At 56.7% G+C, this 19,087-nt stretch carries 18 protein-coding genes; 4 read left to right on the forward strand and 14 right to left on the reverse strand.

Features of this window, described 5'->3' with window-relative positions; translation table 11 throughout:
- The first annotated feature begins 18 nt into the window (after positions 1 to 18).
- Genes BMY01_RS10320 through dacB form a run of 3 tightly spaced genes read left to right on the forward strand, consistent with a single transcriptional unit; the run spans position 19 to position 2,157 of the window.
- Positions 19 to 270 carry a hypothetical protein gene (locus BMY01_RS10320; protein WP_074746872.1) on the forward strand — a complete coding sequence of 84 codons (252 nt, stop codon included), beginning with the start codon at positions 19 to 21 and terminating at the stop codon, positions 268 to 270.
- Positions 267 to 509, forward strand: coding sequence for an MBL fold metallo-hydrolase RNA specificity domain-containing protein (locus tag BMY01_RS10325; protein WP_074746874.1), 243 nt, complete (start codon positions 267 to 269; stop codon positions 507 to 509). The genes BMY01_RS10320 and BMY01_RS10325 overlap by 4 nt, the downstream gene beginning before the upstream one ends.
- A gap of 1 nt (position 510) precedes the next feature.
- Positions 511 to 2,157, forward strand: a complete 1,647-nt coding sequence (gene dacB, locus BMY01_RS10330; RefSeq protein WP_074746876.1) for a D-alanyl-D-alanine carboxypeptidase/D-alanyl-D-alanine endopeptidase — start codon at positions 511 to 513, stop codon at positions 2,155 to 2,157.
- Positions 2,158 to 2,219: 62 nt separating this feature from the next.
- Here dacB and BMY01_RS17785 read toward each other — a convergent pair whose 3' ends face one another.
- The 4 genes from BMY01_RS17785 to rpe all read right to left on the reverse strand — a co-directional run bounded on the left by BMY01_RS17785 (position 2,220) and on the right by rpe (position 5,557).
- Complete coding sequence (locus tag BMY01_RS17785) at positions 2,220 to 2,381, reverse strand: hypothetical protein (protein WP_175463244.1); 162 nt, start codon at positions 2,379 to 2,381, stop codon at positions 2,220 to 2,222.
- A gap of 25 nt (positions 2,382 to 2,406) precedes the next feature.
- Positions 2,407 to 3,888, reverse strand: coding sequence for an anthranilate synthase component I (trpE, locus tag BMY01_RS10335; protein ID WP_074746879.1), 1,482 nt, complete (start codon positions 3,886 to 3,888; stop codon positions 2,407 to 2,409).
- A gap of 140 nt (positions 3,889 to 4,028) precedes the next feature.
- A complete protein-coding gene (locus BMY01_RS10340) occupies positions 4,029 to 4,712 on the reverse strand; it encodes a phosphoglycolate phosphatase (RefSeq protein ID WP_074747050.1) in 684 nt (227 codons plus the stop codon).
- Positions 4,713 to 4,873: 161 nt separating this feature from the next.
- Complete coding sequence (gene rpe / locus BMY01_RS10345) at positions 4,874 to 5,557, reverse strand: ribulose-phosphate 3-epimerase (RefSeq protein ID WP_074747052.1); 684 nt, start codon at positions 5,555 to 5,557, stop codon at positions 4,874 to 4,876.
- Between the two features lie 185 nt (positions 5,558 to 5,742).
- Between rpe and apaG the strand changes: the two genes are divergently transcribed.
- Positions 5,743 to 6,126 (forward strand): Co2+/Mg2+ efflux protein ApaG, encoded by a 384-nt coding sequence (gene apaG, locus BMY01_RS10350; protein ID WP_074747054.1) that lies wholly within the window; start codon positions 5,743 to 5,745, stop codon positions 6,124 to 6,126.
- A gap of 21 nt (positions 6,127 to 6,147) precedes the next feature.
- Here apaG and der read toward each other — a convergent pair whose 3' ends face one another.
- The 10 genes from der to BMY01_RS10400 all read right to left on the reverse strand — a co-directional run bounded on the left by der (position 6,148) and on the right by BMY01_RS10400 (position 19,001).
- Positions 6,148 to 7,548 carry a ribosome biogenesis GTPase Der gene (der, locus tag BMY01_RS10355; protein WP_074746881.1) on the reverse strand — a complete coding sequence of 467 codons (1,401 nt, stop codon included), beginning with the start codon at positions 7,546 to 7,548 and terminating at the stop codon, positions 6,148 to 6,150.
- Between the two features lie 151 nt (positions 7,549 to 7,699).
- Positions 7,700 to 9,025, reverse strand: coding sequence for an outer membrane protein assembly factor BamB (bamB, locus tag BMY01_RS10360; RefSeq protein WP_074746883.1), 1,326 nt, complete (start codon positions 9,023 to 9,025; stop codon positions 7,700 to 7,702).
- A 157-nt stretch (positions 9,026 to 9,182) separates the two neighbouring features.
- Entirely contained in the window at positions 9,183 to 9,821 is a 639-nt protein-coding gene (locus tag BMY01_RS10365; protein WP_074746885.1) for a tetratricopeptide repeat protein, read from the reverse strand.
- Positions 9,822 to 9,857: 36 nt separating this feature from the next.
- Complete coding sequence (gene hisS, locus BMY01_RS10370; RefSeq protein ID WP_074746887.1) at positions 9,858 to 11,117, reverse strand: histidine--tRNA ligase; 1,260 nt, start codon at positions 11,115 to 11,117, stop codon at positions 9,858 to 9,860.
- The gene (ispG, locus tag BMY01_RS10375; protein ID WP_439331400.1) at positions 11,107 to 12,357 is read right to left on the reverse strand and encodes a flavodoxin-dependent (E)-4-hydroxy-3-methylbut-2-enyl-diphosphate synthase; all 1,251 of its coding nucleotides are present in this window, start codon (positions 12,355 to 12,357) and stop codon (positions 11,107 to 11,109) included. Before ispG ends, hisS begins: the two co-directional genes overlap by 11 nt.
- A 33-nt stretch (positions 12,358 to 12,390) precedes the next feature.
- Complete coding sequence (locus BMY01_RS18625) at positions 12,391 to 13,737, reverse strand: helix-turn-helix domain-containing protein (protein WP_074746891.1); 1,347 nt, start codon at positions 13,735 to 13,737, stop codon at positions 12,391 to 12,393.
- Positions 13,738 to 13,845: 108 nt separating this feature from the next.
- Positions 13,846 to 14,943, reverse strand: a complete 1,098-nt coding sequence (rlmN, locus tag BMY01_RS10385; RefSeq protein ID WP_074746893.1) for a dual-specificity RNA methyltransferase RlmN — start codon at positions 14,941 to 14,943, stop codon at positions 13,846 to 13,848.
- A 19-nt stretch (positions 14,944 to 14,962) separates the two neighbouring features.
- Positions 14,963 to 15,388 carry a nucleoside-diphosphate kinase gene (ndk, locus tag BMY01_RS10390; protein ID WP_074706461.1) on the reverse strand — a complete coding sequence of 142 codons (426 nt, stop codon included), beginning with the start codon at positions 15,386 to 15,388 and terminating at the stop codon, positions 14,963 to 14,965.
- A gap of 167 nt (positions 15,389 to 15,555) precedes the next feature.
- Positions 15,556 to 17,676, reverse strand: a complete 2,121-nt coding sequence (locus BMY01_RS10395; protein WP_254772693.1) for a M1 family metallopeptidase — start codon at positions 17,674 to 17,676, stop codon at positions 15,556 to 15,558.
- Positions 17,677 to 17,693: 17 nt separating this feature from the next.
- Complete coding sequence (locus BMY01_RS10400) at positions 17,694 to 19,001, reverse strand: ChaN family lipoprotein (protein WP_074747058.1); 1,308 nt, start codon at positions 18,999 to 19,001, stop codon at positions 17,694 to 17,696.
- Positions 19,002 to 19,087 lie beyond the last annotated feature (86 nt).

Below are 19,087 nucleotides of genomic sequence, written 5' to 3' on the forward strand. Positions count from 1 at the left end.
GAGGAAACGACGGATGCGATGAAGTGGCTGCGCCGAATGCTGGCAAGCCTTGCATTCATTTCGTTCAGAGCTCTGTGGAATCGATGCGCCTCAATGTACGAGAGGGAGCCGTTATCATCTCTGCATCTCTGCAAGCGGGATGTGCGAGGGGGCAGGATCAAGTATCATCTAAAGTCCAATCTGGACAGGCCGGAATGCAACATACTCATTACCGGCTTCCAGGCGGTCGGCACGGTGGGACGCAGCTCGGTGGAGGGGGTGGATCAGTGAAGATTTTCGATGACAATATTCCCATGCGGCTGGATATCTACACCATCGGCGGGCTTTCCGCTCACGCGGACCTGCTCGCCTGGCTGAGCCACTTCCGTGCTCCTCCCAGTCTGACTTTCCGGTCAGACTTTCCTCGTTCACGGCAACCTTCGACTTGCGCTCATCTGGCCGACACCATCCGGCAGAAACCAAACTGGAATGCAAGTATCCCTGTCCAATCCGCATCTGTTGAGATATAGCATGTCCCTGTTCACACTTCTGGAAAACTCGCTGGAAAACCCGCAGAAAAACCTCACCGGAAACTCGCTCGGAAATCCATTGAGAACCTCGCATCGCGTAGCGCTATCACGCGCAATAAAGCGGGCATTATGCAGCCTGCTTGTCTTCCTGCCGCTGCCGGGTTTGGCGCTCGACCTGCCTGACTCGGTAAAATACGCGCTCGCGCGGGCGGGTATCCCCCGGTCTGCCGTTGGCATTTACGTGCATGAAACCGGTGCAGGACAGCCGCTGCTGGCTATCAATGCCGGCGTCGGCATGAGCCCGGCTTCGGTGATGAAGCTTCTGACCACATTTGCCGGACTGGAACTACTGGGGCCGGGATATGCCTGGAAGACGGAGCTGTATGCTGATGGGATTGTTCGGGGGGATGCCCTTCACGGCAATCTGGTCATCAAGGGCTACGGCGATCCGAGGCTGAATCTGGAGAATTTCTGGTTGCTCACCCGACGGCTGCGCCAGACCGGATTGCGCGAGATCACCGGCGACCTGGTGCTCGACAGCAGCCATTTCGATCTCCCCGGGATTGACTCCGCCGCATTCGACGGCAAGCCCTATCGCGCATACAACGTCCTCCCCGAGGCGCTGATGGTGAATTACCGGACGCTCGCGCTGCGGCTGCTGCCGCAACCGGAAACCAGGAGCGTGCGCGTTGTGGTGGACCCCCTGCTGCCCTCTCTCGACCTCAAAAACAGCCTGACGCTCACTAACGGTGCATGCAATGACTGGAAGGACGACCTTGGCACGGATATTCAGTTCGGCCCCGGCCTGGACAGCCGCGTCTCCGTGACGTTCAAGGGCAGCTATGCCCTGGGGTGCGGCGAAAAAACCCTGTTCCTCAGTGTTCACGACACTGCCCGCTATACCTTCGATCTGTTCAGGCAGTTGTGGGAACAGCAAGGCGGTGTTCTGCGCGGGAACGTGCGCAGGAGTGCCGCTCCGGGAGGAACTGTTCCGCTGGAAACCCACCAATCTCCTCCCTTGACGGATATCGTGCGCGATATCAACAAGTTCAGCAACAATACCGCCGCGCGGCAGCTCTATCTCACCCTGGGGCTGGGCAGCGAACCATACAGGGAACCGCAAGTTATGCCGGCTTCCTTCAGCATCGGCTACGGAAATGATCGAGCCGCCAAAAGTGGAACAATACTTTCCCTGGATGGAACCGGGGAAAATCCTGACCCGTCACGCGCAACTCTTGCCAAATCGGAAACGGCCATCCGGCAATGGCTCGCTTCCCGCCAACTGGTCTTTCCCGAGTTGATCCTGGAAAACGGGTCGGGCTTGTCGCGGAATGAACGCATCAGTGCCGGCCACATGGGCAAACTGCTGCTCGCCGCATTCCAGAGTCATGTCATGCCCGAATTTGTCTCCTCCCTGCCCATCGTCGCAGTGGATGGCACCATGAAGAAAAGGCTCAACCGCAGTGCCGTCGCCGGCCAAGCCCATATCAAGACAGGCCTGCTGGAGGGGGTAAAAACCATCGCGGGTTATGTGCGCGACAAGTCGGGCAGGCGCTCGGTCGTAGTTTTTTTCATCAACCACCCGCGCGCGGAGAGCGGACAAGCTGCGATGGATGCACTGCTCGATTGGGTCTATGAGGGGCGATAATGTTCATCAACGAAAGTCGTGCTTCGAGAAGCCGGAGTAGCCCAGAGAGAGCAACTTTCACCTCAATCCTCGATGAACTGCAATCCAGCGGTCGGATCACAGTCAGCGAGAATAAGGTTGAATATCAACTTGCGCCCTGACTCTTGCTGTTGCAAAGCATTGCCTCGCGCTCTTCGCCACTCCACATAGCCAGGTGCTTGCGTAACATCCTCACGTGCAAGCATTCATGGCTCGCGTTATTTCCGGTTTTCATTCGATCCTGCTGTCCAACCCGTTCTCCGCAATCTCCGCCGCGCGCAGCAGGGCCCTAGCCTTGTTTTGCGTCTCCACCCATTCGCTTTGAGGAACGGAATCGGCAACGATGCCAGCCCCCGCCTGGACATGCAACTTGCCGTCCTTGATCACTCCGGTGCGGATGGCGATAGCCAGATCCATATCCCCGTTGAATCCAAGATATCCGACTGCACCTGCATAGATTCCACGCTTCGAGACTTCCAGCTCATCGATGATTTCCATTGCCCGCACCTTCGGCGCCCCACTCACGGTCCCCGCCGGAAAGGTGGCGCGCAGCACATCCATCGCATTGAGGCCGGGCTTGAGCCGGCCTTCGACATTGGAAACAATGTGCATGACGTGCGAGTAGTGCTCGATACGCATGTTCTCTGTCACCTTTACCGTTCCGATCTGCGCCACGCGTCCTACATCATTGCGCCCCAGGTCCATCAGCATTACATGCTCCGCCCGCTCTTTCGGGTCGGCGAGCAGATCGGTGGCCAGCGCTGCGTCTTCTCCTAGGGTCTTGCCCCGTGGACGGGTTCCTGCGATCGGGCGTACCGTAACCGTTTCACCCTCGAGTCGCACCAGGATTTCGGGGGAGGCTCCCACCACGTAAAAGCTGCCGAGGTGGTAATAAAACATGTAGGGAGAAGGATTGAGGCTGCGCAACGCGCGGTACAGCGCGAGCGGCGAGGCGCCGTACGGTTTGCTGGTGCGCTGCGATAGCACCACCTGCATGATATCGCCATCAAAAATATAGCGCTTGGCCCGTTCTACTGCCGAGATGAAATCCGCCTCCGCGAACTGCGAAACCGGCGCACCCGATTCACACGGCGCTTCCAATGGAATCCGTAACGGTTCTCGGAGAGATCCCAGCAGTTCTTTCAACCGTTTCCGGACACTGGAATACGCGCCCTCCAGAGCGGCATCCCCATATACGATGAGATAGAGCTTGCCGGAAAGATTATCCACCACTGCCAGTTCCTCCGAAACCAGCAGCAGGATTTCGGGCGTATCCATTGTGTCAGGCAGCCTGTGCGCGCACTCGCCGGCGAGCCTGCGCTCGATATAACGTACCGTATCGTACGCGAAATAGCCCGCGAGACCGCCGCAAAAACGTGGCAAGCCGGGATAAGGTGCCGCCTTGAAGCGCGCCAGATAGGATTGCACGAAAGCAAGAGGATCTTCCGACTGGAATACTTGGCTGGTGCTGCCGTCGATTACGCTGACCTCGTTGCCGCGCACTTCGATTCGACTGCGGGCGGGTAAACCGATAACTGAATAACGTCCAAAACGCTCGCCTCCCTGGACGGATTCCAGCAGATAGGAATAAGGCTCATTTGCCAGCTTCAGATAAACCGACAGCGGGGTGTCAAGATCGGCAAAGGTTTCCAGGACGACAGGAATGTGCGTGTAGCCTTTTGTCGCCAGGGCATGGAATTCTGCTTCCGTCATGATTCAGACTCCAAAAAAACAGAAAATGAAAAAATACCGCAGACCGGATCAATGTTTATCGAACCGCCAACGCCAACCCCAACAGTGCCAGTAGCACCATCCCTGGGTTGCATATCTTTCCTTTTCCGTTTTTCCGTTACTCATGAGGATTTCTGGATCAGCTTTGTTGCCTCGTATAACGATGGGACGATCGCGTCGCAATCAAGTTCGTACACGTCGCGTCCTTCGTTATATCCATAGGGAACACAAAATACGTGAGAACCCGCCGCGCGCGCAGCCTGGGCATCATTCAGCGAATCCCCCACCAGCAGCATGTCATGAGGCTCGATTTCGAAACGTTCACAAGCATGCAGCAAAGGCATCGGATCCGGCTTCTTTTTCGGCAGGCTATCGCCCGAAACCACGATATCGAAGTAGTCCAGCAATTCCGCCGCACGAAGCAGCGGCAAGGTAAAAGCCTCTGCCTTGTTGGTCACGCAAGCGAGCCGGAAGCCGCCTGCACGCAAGGCGTTCAATCCCTCGCGCACGCCGGGGTAAGCGCGCGTATCGACATACAATGTTTTTTCGTAGCTGCGCTCATACAGCGGCATTGCGCGCTGCAAAAGGTCTGTGTCGGGCTCGCCGTCGAGGTCGCCGGTGAGCGAACGTTTCACCAGCTTTTCTATCCCTTTGCCAATATAGGATTGGATGGTTTCCAGCGGAAGCTCGGCTTTTCCCAGTTCCTTCAGCATCATATTGGCAGCGGTGGCAAGATCAGGCGCAGTATCCAGCAAGGTGCCGTCGAGATCGATCATGACCGCTTTGATCGGCAGGGGAAAATGCATATCAGGAGCAGAAGTACGTGCAAGCGGAGAGAGGCCTTTGTTCACGTCGTATTATCCATATTAATTAAAAAATAATACCGGCACGTCGTATAAGCGACGAAGCGACGGGGAGCTTTCCCAATGGATCGCTCCAAACTTCGGGAGTTTACTCGCGAGCACGCTCAAACCTTCTTCAGTTCTGCTCGCAGGGCTGATACGATGGTGTCATAACGGTGGGGATCGCTGTCCTTCCCTGCGCTGTAAATTGCGGAACCGGCAACGAAAGTATCCGCTCCAGCACGCGCAATTTCCGCAATATTGTCCACTTTCACACCGCCGTCGATTTCCAGCAGTATGTTCCTGCCGCTCTCATCGATACGTTTTCGCACTTCCCTCAGCTTCGGCAACGCTTCCGGAATGAATTTCTGTCCCCCGAATCCAGGATTGACCGACATGATCAGCACCAGGTCCAGCTTGTCGAGAACGTGGTCAAGATAATTCAACGGTGTGGCGGGATTGAAAACAAGTCCTGCCATGCATCCCTGTTCCTTGATGAGCCCGATGGTGCGATCGATATGGCGCGTTGCCTCCGGATGAAAGGAAATGATATTGGCTCCTGCTTTTGCGAAATCCGGAACGATACGGTCAACCGGTTCGACCATCAGATGCACGTCGATAATCGCGTCGGTCACCGGTCGAATGGCTTCGCACACAAGGGGTCCGATAGTTAGGTTGGGTACATAATGATTATCCATCACATCGAAATGGATAAAATCCGCCCCGGAATTGATAACTGCGGAAACTTCCTCGCCCAGCTTGGCAAAGTTTGCAGATAAAATGCTTGGAGCAATGCGGTAATTGGCCATGAAGGGCGTCCTTGTGATGATCAAAAAAGCGCAATTTTAACCGTAAATTGTCTTGCGGCGTTAGTGGCATCGGTCTTTAAAGCTGCTGTTCCTGGTTGCGATCTCTTGCAGTCTTGAAAATCGTTCCAATGATTTTGCGGCGTGCTGCCCTTGCCCTGAGCCGGAAAATAGTGTGCAATGCCAGTATGGCTGAAGGAAAAAAATACGAGATCGCGGTAAAGGTTCATACCACCTATCTTCCGGAACAATCGGACGAGGCGCTGGATCGCTATGTATTCGCCTATACGATCGTTCTTTCCAACACCGGTACCGTCACCGCCCAGCTCATCAGTCGACACTGGGTCATCGCCGATGGCAGCGGTGGCGTACAGGAGGTAAGAGGCTTGGGAGTGGTAGGAGAGCAGCCGCTGCTGAAGCCGGGAGACAGCTACGAATACACGAGCGGCACGGCCATTTCGACACCGGTAGGCTCAATGAAAGGCAGCTACCAGATGGTAGCCGAGGATGGCCTGCGCTTCGACGCACCCATTCCCGAGTTCATTCTGAGCGTGCCGCGAATCCTCCATTAAGAGATATCTTCCCCCTCGCCGTTACCCATACTTCTTCCGCCCGTATCGTCGACGACGATGAGCCCGTTTTGCCTCGGCTTCGGTGAGCGGAGCGGGGCTCTTTCCCGCGTAGGGATTGCGGCCTGTCCTGAATTCTATCCGTAGCGGCGTTCCCTCCAACTCGAAGGTATCGCGAAATGTATTTTCCAGATAGCGCTGATAGGTCTGGGGCACGGCATTGAGGGCGCTGCCATGGATTATAATCAAGGGCGGATTCGAACCACCCTGATGGGCGTAGCGCAGCTTGGGACGCGACATACCGGCACGCGGAGGAGGTTGCTTCTCCACCGCGGCCAATAACGTGCGGGTAAGCCTGGGAGTGGGGAGATGAGCCATCGCCGCCTCATAGGCGGCATCGACAGAGGGCAGCAGGCCTTTCGTTCCAGTACCATGTAGCGCCGAGATGTAGTGAAACCGGGCGAAATTCTGCAGAAATGGCAATTTACGGCTGATATCGCGCTTGATCATGTCACGCTGGTACTCATCCAGACTGTCCCACTTGTTCACGGCCAGCACCAGTGCCCGTCCTGCTTCCAGGATGAATCCGGCAATATGCGCATCCTGATCCGAAATCTCGCTGCCAGCATCCAGCACCAGTATCACCACGTTGGCATCTTCTATCGCTTGCAGTGTTTTCACCACGGAAAATTTTTCCACGGTCTCCTGCACCTTGCCGCGGCGGCGCAAGCCGGCTGTATCGATCAGGGTATAGGTACGTCCATTCCGCTCAAAGTCGATATAAATGCTGTCACGCGTTGTCCCCGGCTGATCAAACGCGATGACACGTTCCTCTCCCAGCAGGGTGTTCACGAGCGTTGATTTCCCCACATTGGGACGCCCCACGATGGCGATTTTCGGATGCTCGTCTTTTCTTTCCTGCTCCGGTTCGTCGGGAAGATACTGAAGCGCCAGCGCCACCAGTTCACTCACGTTGTCGCCATGGGCGGCGGAAATTGCACAAGGCTCGCCCAATCCCAGTTCGTGAAATTCCGCAGTAACGACGGAAACAGCCATGCCTTCGGTCTTGTTTACCGCCAGCAGGGTTCGGCGACCCGATCTGCGAAGTTGCTCGGCGACAATTTTGTCCTGCGCCGTCAAACCGCTTCGACCGTCCACGATGAAGAGCACGACATCAGCCTCGTCAATTGCTTGCAGCGTCTGCTTCGCCATTTCGTGCAGGATGCCTTCCGTTGCCATCGGCTCGAAGCCTCCTGTATCGACCACGAGATACGGCCTGTCGCCCAGCTTGCCGTGTCCGTAATGACGGTCGCGCGTTAACCCCGGCATGTCGGCCACCAGCGCGTCGCGACTGCGTGTCAAACGGTTAAAAAGCGTGGACTTGCCGACGTTGGATCGCCCTACCAGTACGAGGGTGGGTTTCATGATTTCAGCTTTCGTCTAAAACAGGGCTCGGCTGCGGCATATGGCACGGAGTTGAAGCGCTGAACAGCGATTTCGCGGATTACCCGAGGTGTTCCTCAGAAGAAGGTGAATTTTCAAACACGCGCGCCCAAGCGTCCGACTAGGCACGCGATTAGGCACCAAATGCAAAAACTCCGCCTTTCCGGGTTTGTACCGCGATACCATTGGGCAATGATATGGGACGGGCGGTAATGGCACTTTCGTCGGTTCCGGAGCGCGCAATAATGGCGCCGTTATCCTTCCTGATGAAATTTACATAACCTTGAGAATCTCCGACCACGATACGAGCGCCGTGCACCAGCGGAGCGGATAACTTGAGTCCGTTGAGCAGATCCTGCGCCCATACGCTGGTGCCATCCCTTTTGTCGTAAGCCACTATTCCGCCCCTGTTCTCGCTCACATAAACGTAATTGTCATCCATGGCCAGACCGGCATTACTGGATACATCCCGGGCCCAGATCTGGTTACCAGCTGTAATATCGAAGCAGGCGATACGCCCTTGGTAGGCAACAGCGCACACCTGCTGCTCATCCAGAACGGGCAAACTGGTGACATCCGAAATTCGCTCAAGTTCGGTGGCGCCCCTGGGGCGTGATACCATTGCCTCCCAAACCAAGCTGCCGTTCGAAAGATTCAGCGCCACCAGCCTGCCCCCGGCAAAACCAGCATATACCCTATCATTGGCAATCAGCGCGCCAGCGAAACTCCGCACTGTCAGGGATGGGGTAGCGCCCTGATAAACCCACTTGCGCTTGCCGCTCTCGCTATCCAACCCGTATATACGACCGTCTCCCGTGCGAACGACTACCACGCCCATTCCGGCATGCGGCGGACTCAACACTTCCGTTGAAAGATTCGCAGTCCACTTCGGTTTGCCGCTTTTCTCGTCGAAAGCCAGCACTTCGCCCTTGAAAGTGCCTACCAGCAGCATACCATCTCCCGCGCCAATTCCACCCGCGAGAGGATGCTTGGTGTCGATGACACCTGAAGCCTTGCCAGAAGCTGGGTCGAAACGCACAAGACGACCATCCGGTCCCCCCGCGTAGACAGCGCCATCGCCGAAAACCGGCAGAAATACAGTCGCCGGACTTTCCTCGACGCCCGCCTCCCAACCGGGACGGGTGCTCGGTATCACCTCCAGCTGTGCGATCTGCTCCGGGCTCATTTGAACCTCACCTGGTCCGAAAAGGTCCGTGACACCGGATACATCGATATCGGCAAGGCTGCGGGTCACATCGCGCACCATATCTACCATGCCTGCACATCCGGAAAGCGCGAAGGACGATACGAACAGCAGAATATAGCGCCAGAATGCACTATTCGCCAGGTGAAACGGACGCGCTTCTTCCAAGAGTGATATTTCCTTGTGCACGCCACTGGGGTCAGGCACGGGAAAAACATTCAGCAACTCATCGGCTGAGGCTTTGCTTGCGCGCATTTTCCTGTTTATGAGAAGGAGTGATTACGAAAAAATCAACGAGCCGATCAAGTCATATCATGTTAAGGGAGCGGCTTTCAGAGTGGACCGGCTGCAGCAAGCCGCCAGGGGTAGCGGGCTCGCGCTGGAGTTTATCCAGTTTATATTGAAACTATAACTATTTGGCGCTTGGCAGCGCATCCAGCTTCATCTGCACGATATCATGGTAAGTGCTGCCGGCACTTATCCTGGCAAGCGCCATTTGATAAGCCGCCCGGGCTTCGCCAAATTTCCCGGTGGCCGTCAGCACATCGCCCCGGCGATCGGCATAGAGTCCGTCGAAGGATTCCCCATGCTTGACCTCAAGCAGGCGCAGCGCCTCGTCGTATTTTTTCTCATCCAGCAATACGCCCGTCAAACGTAATCGCGCCATGTCTTTCAGCTCTTCTTCCCCGGAATTGTCGAGCACCCATTGCAGGCGGTTTTTCGTGTTCTGCAAATCTCCGGCGTTGAAGCTGGCTTGAGCCGATATCAATGCTGCACGCGACGCGTAACCGCTACTCGGAAAGCTTTCCATCACCAGACCGGCAGCGTCGCTGATTTTTTTTGCATCGCCACTCCCCTGAACCTGTAGCACGGAATCATACAATTCCAGGGCCTGCTCGGTTTTCTGCTTCTTGTAGTAGTTCCATACCTGTGCGCCGGCGATACCCGCGATGAAAACTGCGACAACCACAATCACCATTGTGCCGTACGTGTTCCACCAGGATTTCAACTCGTCTATATTTTCCTGTTCTTCCGGATTATATGCTGCCATTTACCTTCCCAAGTTTGGAATTGGAATTCTTCTGATTCAAGCCTTTTTCAACAGGTCGGCAGCTTCCGCAAGCTCCACCCGGACCTGCTCCGCTGCTTCCCGCAGCGGCTTGATGCTTATTTCGCCGGCTTGCGCTTCATCATCTCCGATGATGACCGCAAAACGCGCCCCGCTGGCGTCGGCTTTTCTCATCTGCCCCTTGAAGCTGCCCTCTCCGCAATGCAGAATTGCCTGGAACCCACGATCCCTCAGGTATCTTACCGTTTTCCAGGCAAACCCGGCCGCGACATCGCCCTTGTGAACCACGTAGACATCAGGAGAAGCCTGAGGGATGGCACTGTCCATCACCAGTGCCAGTACTCGTTCCACTCCCAGGGCGAATCCGCACGCGGGAGTAGCCTTGCCGCCAACCTGTTCTACCAGTCCGTCATAACGTCCCCCTGCGCAGACGGTTCCCTGCGCCCCCAGCTTGTCGGTGACCCACTCGAATACGGTGCGATTATAATAATCCAGTCCCCGTACCAGCCGCGGGTTGATCTCGAAGTCGATCCCCTGCTCGCGCAGGATTTGCTGCAAACCTTCAAAATGAATGAGAGAGTCCTCGTCCAGGTCATCCAGTAACCGCGGAGCGCCCTCGATAATCTCTCTCATCTCGGCATTCTTGCTGTCGAGTATGCGCAGGGGGTTGCTGTGCAGGCGCCTGGATGCATCCTCATCCAGCTTGCATAGATGCCGCTGCAGGTAGCCGATCAGGCGGGTACGGTGCACGGAGCGCGACTCCGCGCTGCCAAGCGTCCCGATTTCGAGCCGCACGCCGGAAACACCGAGCCGCTTCCACAAGTCGGCGCCCATGACGATAAGCTCGGCATCGATATCGGGGCCGGCATACCCCAGAGCTTCTGCGCCGACCTGATGGAATTGCCGGTAACGTCCTTTTTGCGGACGCTCGTGGCGGAACATCGCACCCGAATAATATAGCCGTTGCGGGCCGGAATAGAGCAGATTATGCTCAAGAACCGCACGTACGCAGGACGCGGTTCCTTCCGGCCGCAGTGTCAGGCTCTCGCCGTTGAGATGATCCACAAAGGTGTACATCTCTTTCTCGACGATGTCTGTGACCGCGCCGATGGAACGCACAAACAGGTCGGTCTGCTCGACTATCGGCATGCGGATATTACGGTAGCCATAAGCCGCCATCCAGTCACGGACACTTTGCTCGAAGAACTCCCACCGGTCAATCTGATCAGGCAGGATGTCGTTCATCCCGCGTACAGCCTGAATCCCCCTAGTGGGCATCGACTGCTTTCTTGGGGTATTTCATCTGTACATATTCATCGACTATCTGGCGAAACTCGCCTGCGATATTGTCACCTTTCAGCGTTACAGACTTCTGGCCGTCCACAAATACTGGCGCCACCGGCCGTTCCCCCGAGCCTGGCAGGCTGATACCGATATTGGCATGCTTGCTTTCGCCCGGGCCATTGACCACGCAGCCCATCACAGCGAGGGTCATATTTTCCACACCTTCGTATTCCTCGCGCCATACCAGCATCTGCTCGCGCACGTAGCCCTGGATGCTTTCCGCCAGTTCCTGAAAATAGGTGCTGGTGGTACGGCCGCAGCCGGGACAGGCAGCAACCAGAGGCACAAAAGCGCGCAAACCGGTGGTTTGCAGTATCTCCTGGGCCACGATCACTTCGCGCGCGCGATCTCCCCCTGGCTCGGGCGTCAACGATATCCGTATCGTATCGCCGATACCCTCGAGAAGCAGTACCGACAGTGCTGCCGTGGAAGCAACAATCCCCTTCGAACCCATGCCCGCCTCGGTGAGCCCAAGGTGCAGCGCATAGTCGCAGCGGGATGCAAGGGCGCGATAAACGGTAATGAGGTCTCTCACCCCGCTCATCTTGCATGACAATATGATTCTGTCACGACCCAGCCCGATCTCCTCCGCGCGCTCAGCGCTTTGAAGTGCAGAGGTAATCAAGGCTTCGTACATTACCGCGGAGGCATCCTTCGGGTCCCCGGAGCGGGCATTCTCGTCCATCATGCGCGCCAGCAGCTCGGGATCGAGGCTTCCCCAGTTGACCCCGATGCGCACCGGTTTTTCATACTTGCAGGCCGCTTCGATCAGAATGGAAAACTGTTCGTCACGTTTCTTTCCATGCCCGACATTACCGGGATTGATACGGTATTTCGCCAGTGCACGTGCGCAATCGGGATACTCTGTCACCAGTTTATGGCCATTGAAGTGAAAATCGCCTATCAGGGGAACGTGGCAACCCATATCGTCGAGTCGAGCCCTGATACCCGGCACCGCCTTGGCTGCTTCGGCCGTATTGACGGTGATGCGCACGAGTTCGGATCCGGCACGCGCAAGCTGGGCCACTTGCACGGTGGTAGCAATTTCATCTTCCGTATCGGTATTGGTCATGGACTGCACTACGATGGGCGCGCCCCCGCCGATCCGGATCGAACCTACCTGAACGCCCACGCTGTTCCGGCGTGGGGGAAAAGCACTTTGAACCATAGACATGATGAATATGAAATTCTGTGTTGAAATTGAAATCTATTCGAGCACGAGATGTGCCATTCCACCGGGAAGTTTGGCGAAAATCGAGAGATCGACCGGTCTGTTATTGTAGACGAGCTTGACTTGGCCCGGGTTTCCGATCATGAGGGAATAGGGCGGCTTACCACGCAGCACCTGCTCGCTGCCAGGAGGATTGACTCTTGAGAGAAGCAATTTACCGTTGCTATCCTTGACTTGCACCCATGACTCCCCGGCAAACGTCAGACGAATTCCACCTTTTGCAGGAGGCGGCTTCGGAGCAACTGCGGCCTGAGGCGGCTTTGGAGCAACTGCGACCTCAGATGGCTTTGGAGCAACCGCGACCTGGGGCGGCTTTGGAGCAACTGCGACCTCAGATGGCTTCGGAGCAACTGCGACCTGAGGCGGCTTCGAAGCAACTGCGGCCTGAGGCGGCTTTGGAGCAACTGCGACCTCAGATGGCTTTGGAGCAACTGGGACCTCAGATGGCTTCGGAGCAACTGCGACCTGAGGCGGCTTCGAAGCAACTGCGGCCTGAGGCGGCTTCGGAGTCACTGCGACATTGGCGGGTTCCCCCCTGGGAACTGCCGATGCTGGGGGAGTGGTTTGCGACGCCGGTGGCGGCGCAAGAGGCAGAGTGAGAGGCTCTCCAGCAGAAGCTTCGGGACCGCTCCCAGCGGTCTCGTCTTTATGAGCGGACGCCACGGTGTCCTGCTCTCTGCCTGTATCCGCAGAAGGTCCTGTCTCCTGGAGGGCAGCAATACCTGGCTCTGGTTGGGAAGCCATATCGGGAGCAAGCGCGGAAGGTGCGGGAGCTTGGGATTCCGGCGCTTCTGTGGTGGGCGCCTGCGGCGCAAACGGGAATGAAAGAGTCGGCTGCTCGTTGTCTTTCTCCGATTCCATTGCCATCTCGGGCTGCTCGGCAACTGGAGCCTTGTCACCGCTATAGATCGCGTAACCCAGCAGGGTGATCGCCAGGACAATTCCTCCGCCGATGACCACGTTGCGTTTCAGATACTCCTGCCCGGAGGGGAAAGGGATATCCTCACTTGGAGGCCGTCCCACGTGCGCAGTCGGGGGAGGAACCGACTGTTCAAGCAGCTTCAACAACGGCGCCTCATCCAGTTGCAGCAATTTGGCATAATTGCGCACGAATCCGCGCAGGAAAGGGCCGCCGGCAAGCTTATCGTATTCATCCTCTTCGAGTGCCGTCACCTGCCGCGCCGCAAAGCGTAACTGCCGCGCAACGTCCTCAATATCCAGGCCGCGTTCCAGCCGCGCAGCGCGCAGCACCTGGCCGACCTGCTCTCCGGTCTGTTTTGGTTCCTCATGCTGCTCAATGTCGCTACTTTCAGGAGCTTCCATTCCCTCACCCCATCTCATGTTACCTGACGCTTCATATCCGCAATCGCTTTTACGCCTTCACGTCTCCAGGTGCAGTTGCCAACCGGAAAAATACGCCCCCAACCTGGCTCATCCAGCCGTTTCCGCAATGCTGCGGTGGGCGCGGCGTGTCTTGTCGAGGACTTTTCCCGCAAGCTGGCCGCAGGCCGCGGCAATATCATCCCCCCGCGTCTTGCGTACCGTAGTCACCAATCCTGCCTCCATCAACACATCGCGAAAGCGGGATACGGCGTTTGCGGAAGAACGCTTGAAACCTGAATCAGGAAAAGGATTGAACGGAATCAGGTTTAACTTGCAGGGAATATTCCTTACCAGCTGCACCAATTCACGCGCCTGCGCCACGCTGTCATTCACACCATCCAGCATGACATATTCAAAAGTGATGAAATCTCGTGGCGCGGATTGAAGATAGCGCTCGCATGCGCCCAGCAGTTCCCTGAGCGGGTATTTCCTGTTGATCGGCACCAATTGATCGCGCAAAGCATCGTTGGGAGCATGCAGGGATACCGCCAGCGCCACTGGGCAACGCTCGCGGAGACGGTCCATGGCTGGAATTATTCCCGACGTGCTCACGGTCACCCGGCGCCGTGATAAGCCATAAGCATTGTCGTCCAGCATCAGGTCGAGCGACGTCACTACATTCTCGAAATTTGTCAGCGGTTCCCCCATCCCCATCATGACTATATTGGTGATGGGGCGCTCGCGTCCCGCCTCGCTCGTGAACGTTTCCGTCAGCACTTTATTCGCCCACCATAATTGGCCGATGATTTCCGCCACCGTCAGATTACGGTTGAATCCCTGCCTCCCGGTGGAGCAAAATGCGCATGCGAGCGCACACCCTACCTGACTGGAAATACACAGCGTCCCCCGGCTCGTTTCCGGTATGTAAACTGTTTCGATTCCATTACCTGCGCCGACCGACAGCAGCCATTTACGAGTACCATCGGGAGCGGTATGATCGCTGATGACTTTCGGTGGTTCTATCACCGCCGCAGCAGACAGCTTTTCCCGCAATCCTTTCGCGAGGTCGCTCATGGCATCGAAATCGGCTTCACCGGCCCGATGTATCCAGCGCAGCAGTTGGCGGGCGCGAAACGGCTTCTCACCGATTTTCGCACAGAAACCGGCAAGCCCTTTCGCATCGAAATCCAGAAGATTGATGCTCATACCTGAGCCGTGATCCCCCTTATCGCGAATAAATATTGAGTTCCGGGAAAAAATAGGCGATCTCAGCCGCCGCGGTTTCGGACGCATCCGAGCCATGCACAGCGTTCGCATCGATACTCTCGGCAAAATCTGCCCGAATCGTCCCCTTTTCGGCCTTCCTCGGATCGGTCGCCCCCATCAGATCCCGGTTTTTTCTGATGGCATCCTCACCTTCCAGTACCTGCACCATGACGGGACCGGAAATCATGAATTTCACCAGATCATTGAAGAACGGCCGTTCCCGGTGGACTGCATAAAAACCCTCAGCATCAGCCTGGGATAGACGCAGCATCCTTGATGCGACTATTTTCAGTCCATTCCGTTCAAAGCGGGAATAAATTTCTCCTATTATATTTTTTGCCACTGCATCCGGCTTGATGATAGACAGGGTTCGCTCGACAGCCATCAAATACTCCAAGTAATTATGTAAATCTTTATTATTCTAACAAGAACTAGCTTTAAAGTCCCTAAATTGGACCGATATGCTGGCGGTGGAGGACGCGATCCTGGTTCATTTGGGGATACCAAGGTAAAACGAAAAAAAGTCTCCCAAAGAGGAAATCGTCCACTCTCTCAATCGAGTTTCACCGCCTGTGGACGGGTAGGCCATGTGCCGCGGCTGACAGCTTTCGCGCCCTCGAACACGACGTAGCTCTGGCGGCCATAGTGCGGCAGTGGCCGGGTCAACGCAGTCAGGGATTCGATGTCGCGTGCGGAAACGACTGCAAGCGTGGTACTGTCCGAAAGGCGCGTAGTCCAGGCCTGGGCCGAGCCTTTACCCATCATATCCTCCGGCCTGTGCAACTCGTGCCGCGCAAGCCACGCATCCACCTGGTCCTGGAGGCCTATCACCAAGGTCGGCGTGGCCGGCATATTGTCCGTACCCGGGATCAGTTTTGGCGCGCGATGTTGAAGCTTGGTCGCCAGAATCTCCGCAGCATCGCGCGCAGGTCCACTTTCCGGCAGTAAAACGGTTACCGTTGTCTTGTTCACCATCACCTGACGCAGGATCGGAGTCGCCTCCTGCGGCATCAAATGCCGGAACAAGCGGAGATCGGGATCAAGTATCACTTCCAGTGGAGCGACGTCAGTCTCGATGGAAAACACTTGCTGCGTGTTCTCTAGATCGACGGTGTGAATTTTTTCGCCTTGCTGGGTGTGGACGGCAATCGGTACCCGCAGCCGATACGCGGGCTCCGGTTGTTCGAGCGTGACCAAAACATGATGGCTTCCCCCCTCTGCCTTCATCCGCACCGCTTTCGTCAATCGCACGATTGGCGCACCGGAGCGAGTAAGCCATTGATCGAAGAATACGTGCAGATTCCTGCCGGAAGCAGTCTCAAAGGCGCGCTGCAGATCTTCCCATGAGGCAACGCGGAAGCGCTGTTCGCGCCAGAATGTCTGGAGTGCCCGATCGAAAGTTTCTCGCCCGAGCAGGTCGCGCAGCATCAAAAACACCATGGCAGCCTTGTTGTAGCCGACGATTTGCGAAGCTCCGTGCGTGCGCGAGGTAAAGCTTTTCAGCGGCGCATATTGGCTGGGCGATAGGGCGGCAAAATCGCGCAGCCAGCCCTGCCGCATTTCCCGCGCCGCCGCATCGCTCTCCCGCTCTTTATACGCATAATCGGCCATAAAGGTGGTCAATCCTTCCGACCAGTTGCCTTTTGCGTAATCGGGATACACGCCGTTTCCCCACCAGTTGTGCAATACCTCGTGACCCAGGGAAGTTGCGCGAATGAAAGGCAGTCGCAGCACCTCCAAACCAAGATAGGTGAGCGTGGGCATGCCAAAACCCGTCGGTGTCGGGCTTGAGACGATGCTGAACTCCGTGAATGGATAGGCGCCGATCCGGGATTCATAAAGATCGATATATCCCTTGACCGAATCGAGGTACTCTCCTGCAAGGTCCGCAACTTCCCGGTGGAAGTAGGTTCTCAATACGATCGGCTTGCCCCCTGCGCTGCGGATCGTCCGGGTTTCGACAATGTAGGGGCCCGCCATGAGATCGATTCCGCCAGTGGGAGCGGGAAATTCAAAACGTGCGCGAAATCCCTGTGGCGATTCCGATTCCTCCGCAAGTCGCCCCGCGACCACACCCCGCTGGCCGGCCGGGAGTTCCATGCTCAAATCATAGCTGGCCAGTTCGCCTGCAAGATACGGATACCAGCCGCTCGAATCCGGCAGGAACGTACCCGATTCGCCACTGACTGGCTCGTTCTGCCCCAGTGTCTGGCGGTGATCGAGCGAGGTATCCAGCGGAGACAGTTCCCCCCGCCACTCTATTTCTATGCGACGGGGAAGCTTCTCTTCCTCCGGAATACGCCAGGCCCGCATCGCTCCCACGGTCGCAGACGAGCCGATCGACTCGCCATCCACCCGCGCCTTCAGCACTTCGAAACGGCGGCCTATCACAAGTGTCAGTTCCTCCCGAGTATTCGCGGTGATCACGCTGCGACCCTTGAGAGTGCGCTCCAGCGGATCGATGTGAACGCGGATGTCATAATGGACCGGAGAATCGACGCGAGAGACCTCCTGAGCGGAACCTGATTCCGCCGCCTGTGCAGCAGGGAAAGACAAAATTGCTGTTATGCCAACAATCAGGAGCGACACATACGAAACAATCCTGGCAACCTTTCCGGAATCGGGAATGCAACTGCTTCGCGTCCCTTTCATCATCGGCCTCGTTGCAGACATTATTATTTGCATCCTGTTCATCGTTTGGACATCGGAGAAAACTTTGCGACAGCCTCCATCGTATCACTGCCCCGCTTGAGTTTCAGCGGGAGCCATGTTCCCGGCGCCTGCCGTTTGACGATTTCCACGATATCGTTGAGCTGCTTGACAGGCAGCCCTGCGGCCTCGATGATCAAATCACTTTCACGTATATCCGCTTTCTCGGCAATGCTGCCCTTCTCCACTTGCAGCACGCGCGCGCCCCCGCCGTCCTGTGCCATCTCGAAGCGGATCCCCAGGCGCTGCCGGGGACGCTCATCCGCCGCCAGTGGCGGCAACGCCGTCCCGAATATGGCATCTGCTATGTCCGCTGTAAGCAGATCACATGAAGTACCGCTGTTCCAGGGGAGCAGCATTCCCACATCCGTCACCCCCAGGTGCTTCAACTGGTGTGGAACGCCGTAGCCATATTTGATATGCCCCGAACCCATGATCCCCACAACCAGGGGACGCTGGGGCCGGTCCAATGCGGAATGAATGCCTTGCGCCATTGCCCGATCCCACAGTTGCTGGCCTTCCACGAAGCGTCGAAAATCCGGATCGTCACGACTCGCACTGGCGCCCGCCTTTTTCTTGCCTGCGCGATCGTGCTCCCCGTAGATCGGGAGCAGATAGTCGAGGTAAGCATTGCTCGGTTCAGCGGGCGCCGTTACACCTTCTCGTTCATTCTCCGGCACTCCCGCGAATCCCTTTGTCGCAACCGATCGTCTCAGGCGCGTATCGATGTTCAATGCCACCATCGGCACGCGATTCATGCGCGCGAAGTGGAACAGGGGCATATACATGGCTGCATCGGTGCTCCAGACCGTATTCCACTCGGAAGCAGCGAGAAACTGAGCCTCGGTGAGTTCGCCTGCAATCCACTGGTCGAGCGCCTTTTGCACCCTGCGTGGAAACATCTCGAAGCCGATCACCATGTCCGGCCGCTCCGCATGCAACGCGGCCAGCGTCTGCAACTGCCAGCGGTGGTGCTCAGGGTTATCGTGCGCTTCTCCCAGCAACACCACCCCCTGCCGGACAGCTCGGCCGATAACATCGGTAATGGATATTTTCCCTGAACCGGAAACAGAACCGGGAACCGTCCATACTGCGACAGGGGCGCATTCACCGCCTTTCGCTTCCTTGTTTGCTTCCTTGCTCGTCTCCTTGTTGGCTCCTCCATCCTCCTTCTTTTCCGCAGCGGGTTTGGTCTGCGCGAAGGCAGTATCCGGGAAAACCCCCATGAATAACGTGGAAACGAGAAACACGAAAATAGGCGCAACCGGTACAGCCTTAAAAATTTTCAACAGATACTCCTTATCAGATATCGATCCCGCAGCTCCCACATGTGCCGCCGTGACTGCGCTACAGGCACTGCTCATCCGGGCAAAGG

Origin of the sequence: Nitrosospira multiformis (genome assembly GCF_900110185.1) — a bacterium.
In the GTDB taxonomy this organism is placed as follows: domain Bacteria; phylum Pseudomonadota; class Gammaproteobacteria; order Burkholderiales; family Nitrosomonadaceae; genus Nitrosospira; species Nitrosospira multiformis_A.

Excerpts from the sequence above, each read along its gene's own strand:
- BMY01_RS10320 (WP_074746872.1), top strand. The coding sequence starts at position 19 with ATGAAGTGGCTGCGCCGAATGCTGGCAAGCCTTGCATTCATTTCGTTC.
- dacB (WP_074746876.1), top strand. The coding sequence starts at position 511 with ATGTCCCTGTTCACACTTCTGGAAAACTCGCTGGAAAACCCGCAGAAA.
- BMY01_RS17785 (WP_175463244.1), bottom strand. The coding sequence starts at position 2,381 with ATGCTTGCACGTGAGGATGTTACGCAAGCACCTGGCTATGTGGAGTGG.
- trpE (WP_074746879.1), bottom strand. The coding sequence starts at position 3,888 with ATGACGGAAGCAGAATTCCATGCCCTGGCGACAAAAGGCTACACGCAC.
- BMY01_RS10340 (WP_074747050.1), bottom strand. The coding sequence starts at position 4,712 with ATGCATTTTCCCCTGCCGATCAAAGCGGTCATGATCGATCTCGACGGC.
- rpe (WP_074747052.1), bottom strand. The coding sequence starts at position 5,557 with ATGGCCAATTACCGCATTGCTCCAAGCATTTTATCTGCAAACTTTGCC.
- apaG (WP_074747054.1), top strand. The coding sequence starts at position 5,743 with ATGGCTGAAGGAAAAAAATACGAGATCGCGGTAAAGGTTCATACCACC.
- der (WP_074746881.1), bottom strand. The coding sequence starts at position 7,548 with ATGAAACCCACCCTCGTACTGGTAGGGCGATCCAACGTCGGCAAGTCC.
- bamB (WP_074746883.1), bottom strand. The coding sequence starts at position 9,025 with ATGCGCGCAAGCAAAGCCTCAGCCGATGAGTTGCTGAATGTTTTTCCC.
- BMY01_RS10365 (WP_074746885.1), bottom strand. The coding sequence starts at position 9,821 with ATGGCAGCATATAATCCGGAAGAACAGGAAAATATAGACGAGTTGAAA.
- hisS (WP_074746887.1), bottom strand. The coding sequence starts at position 11,117 with ATGCCCACTAGGGGGATTCAGGCTGTACGCGGGATGAACGACATCCTG.
- ispG (WP_439331400.1), bottom strand. The coding sequence starts at position 12,357 with ATGTCTATGGTTCAAAGTGCTTTTCCCCCACGCCGGAACAGCGTGGGC.
- BMY01_RS18625 (WP_074746891.1), bottom strand. The coding sequence starts at position 13,737 with ATGGAAGCTCCTGAAAGTAGCGACATTGAGCAGCATGAGGAACCAAAA.
- rlmN (WP_074746893.1), bottom strand. The coding sequence starts at position 14,943 with ATGAGCATCAATCTTCTGGATTTCGATGCGAAAGGGCTTGCCGGTTTC.
- ndk (WP_074706461.1), bottom strand. The coding sequence starts at position 15,388 with ATGGCTGTCGAGCGAACCCTGTCTATCATCAAGCCGGATGCAGTGGCA.
- BMY01_RS10395 (WP_254772693.1), bottom strand. The coding sequence starts at position 17,676 with ATGTCTGCAACGAGGCCGATGATGAAAGGGACGCGAAGCAGTTGCATT.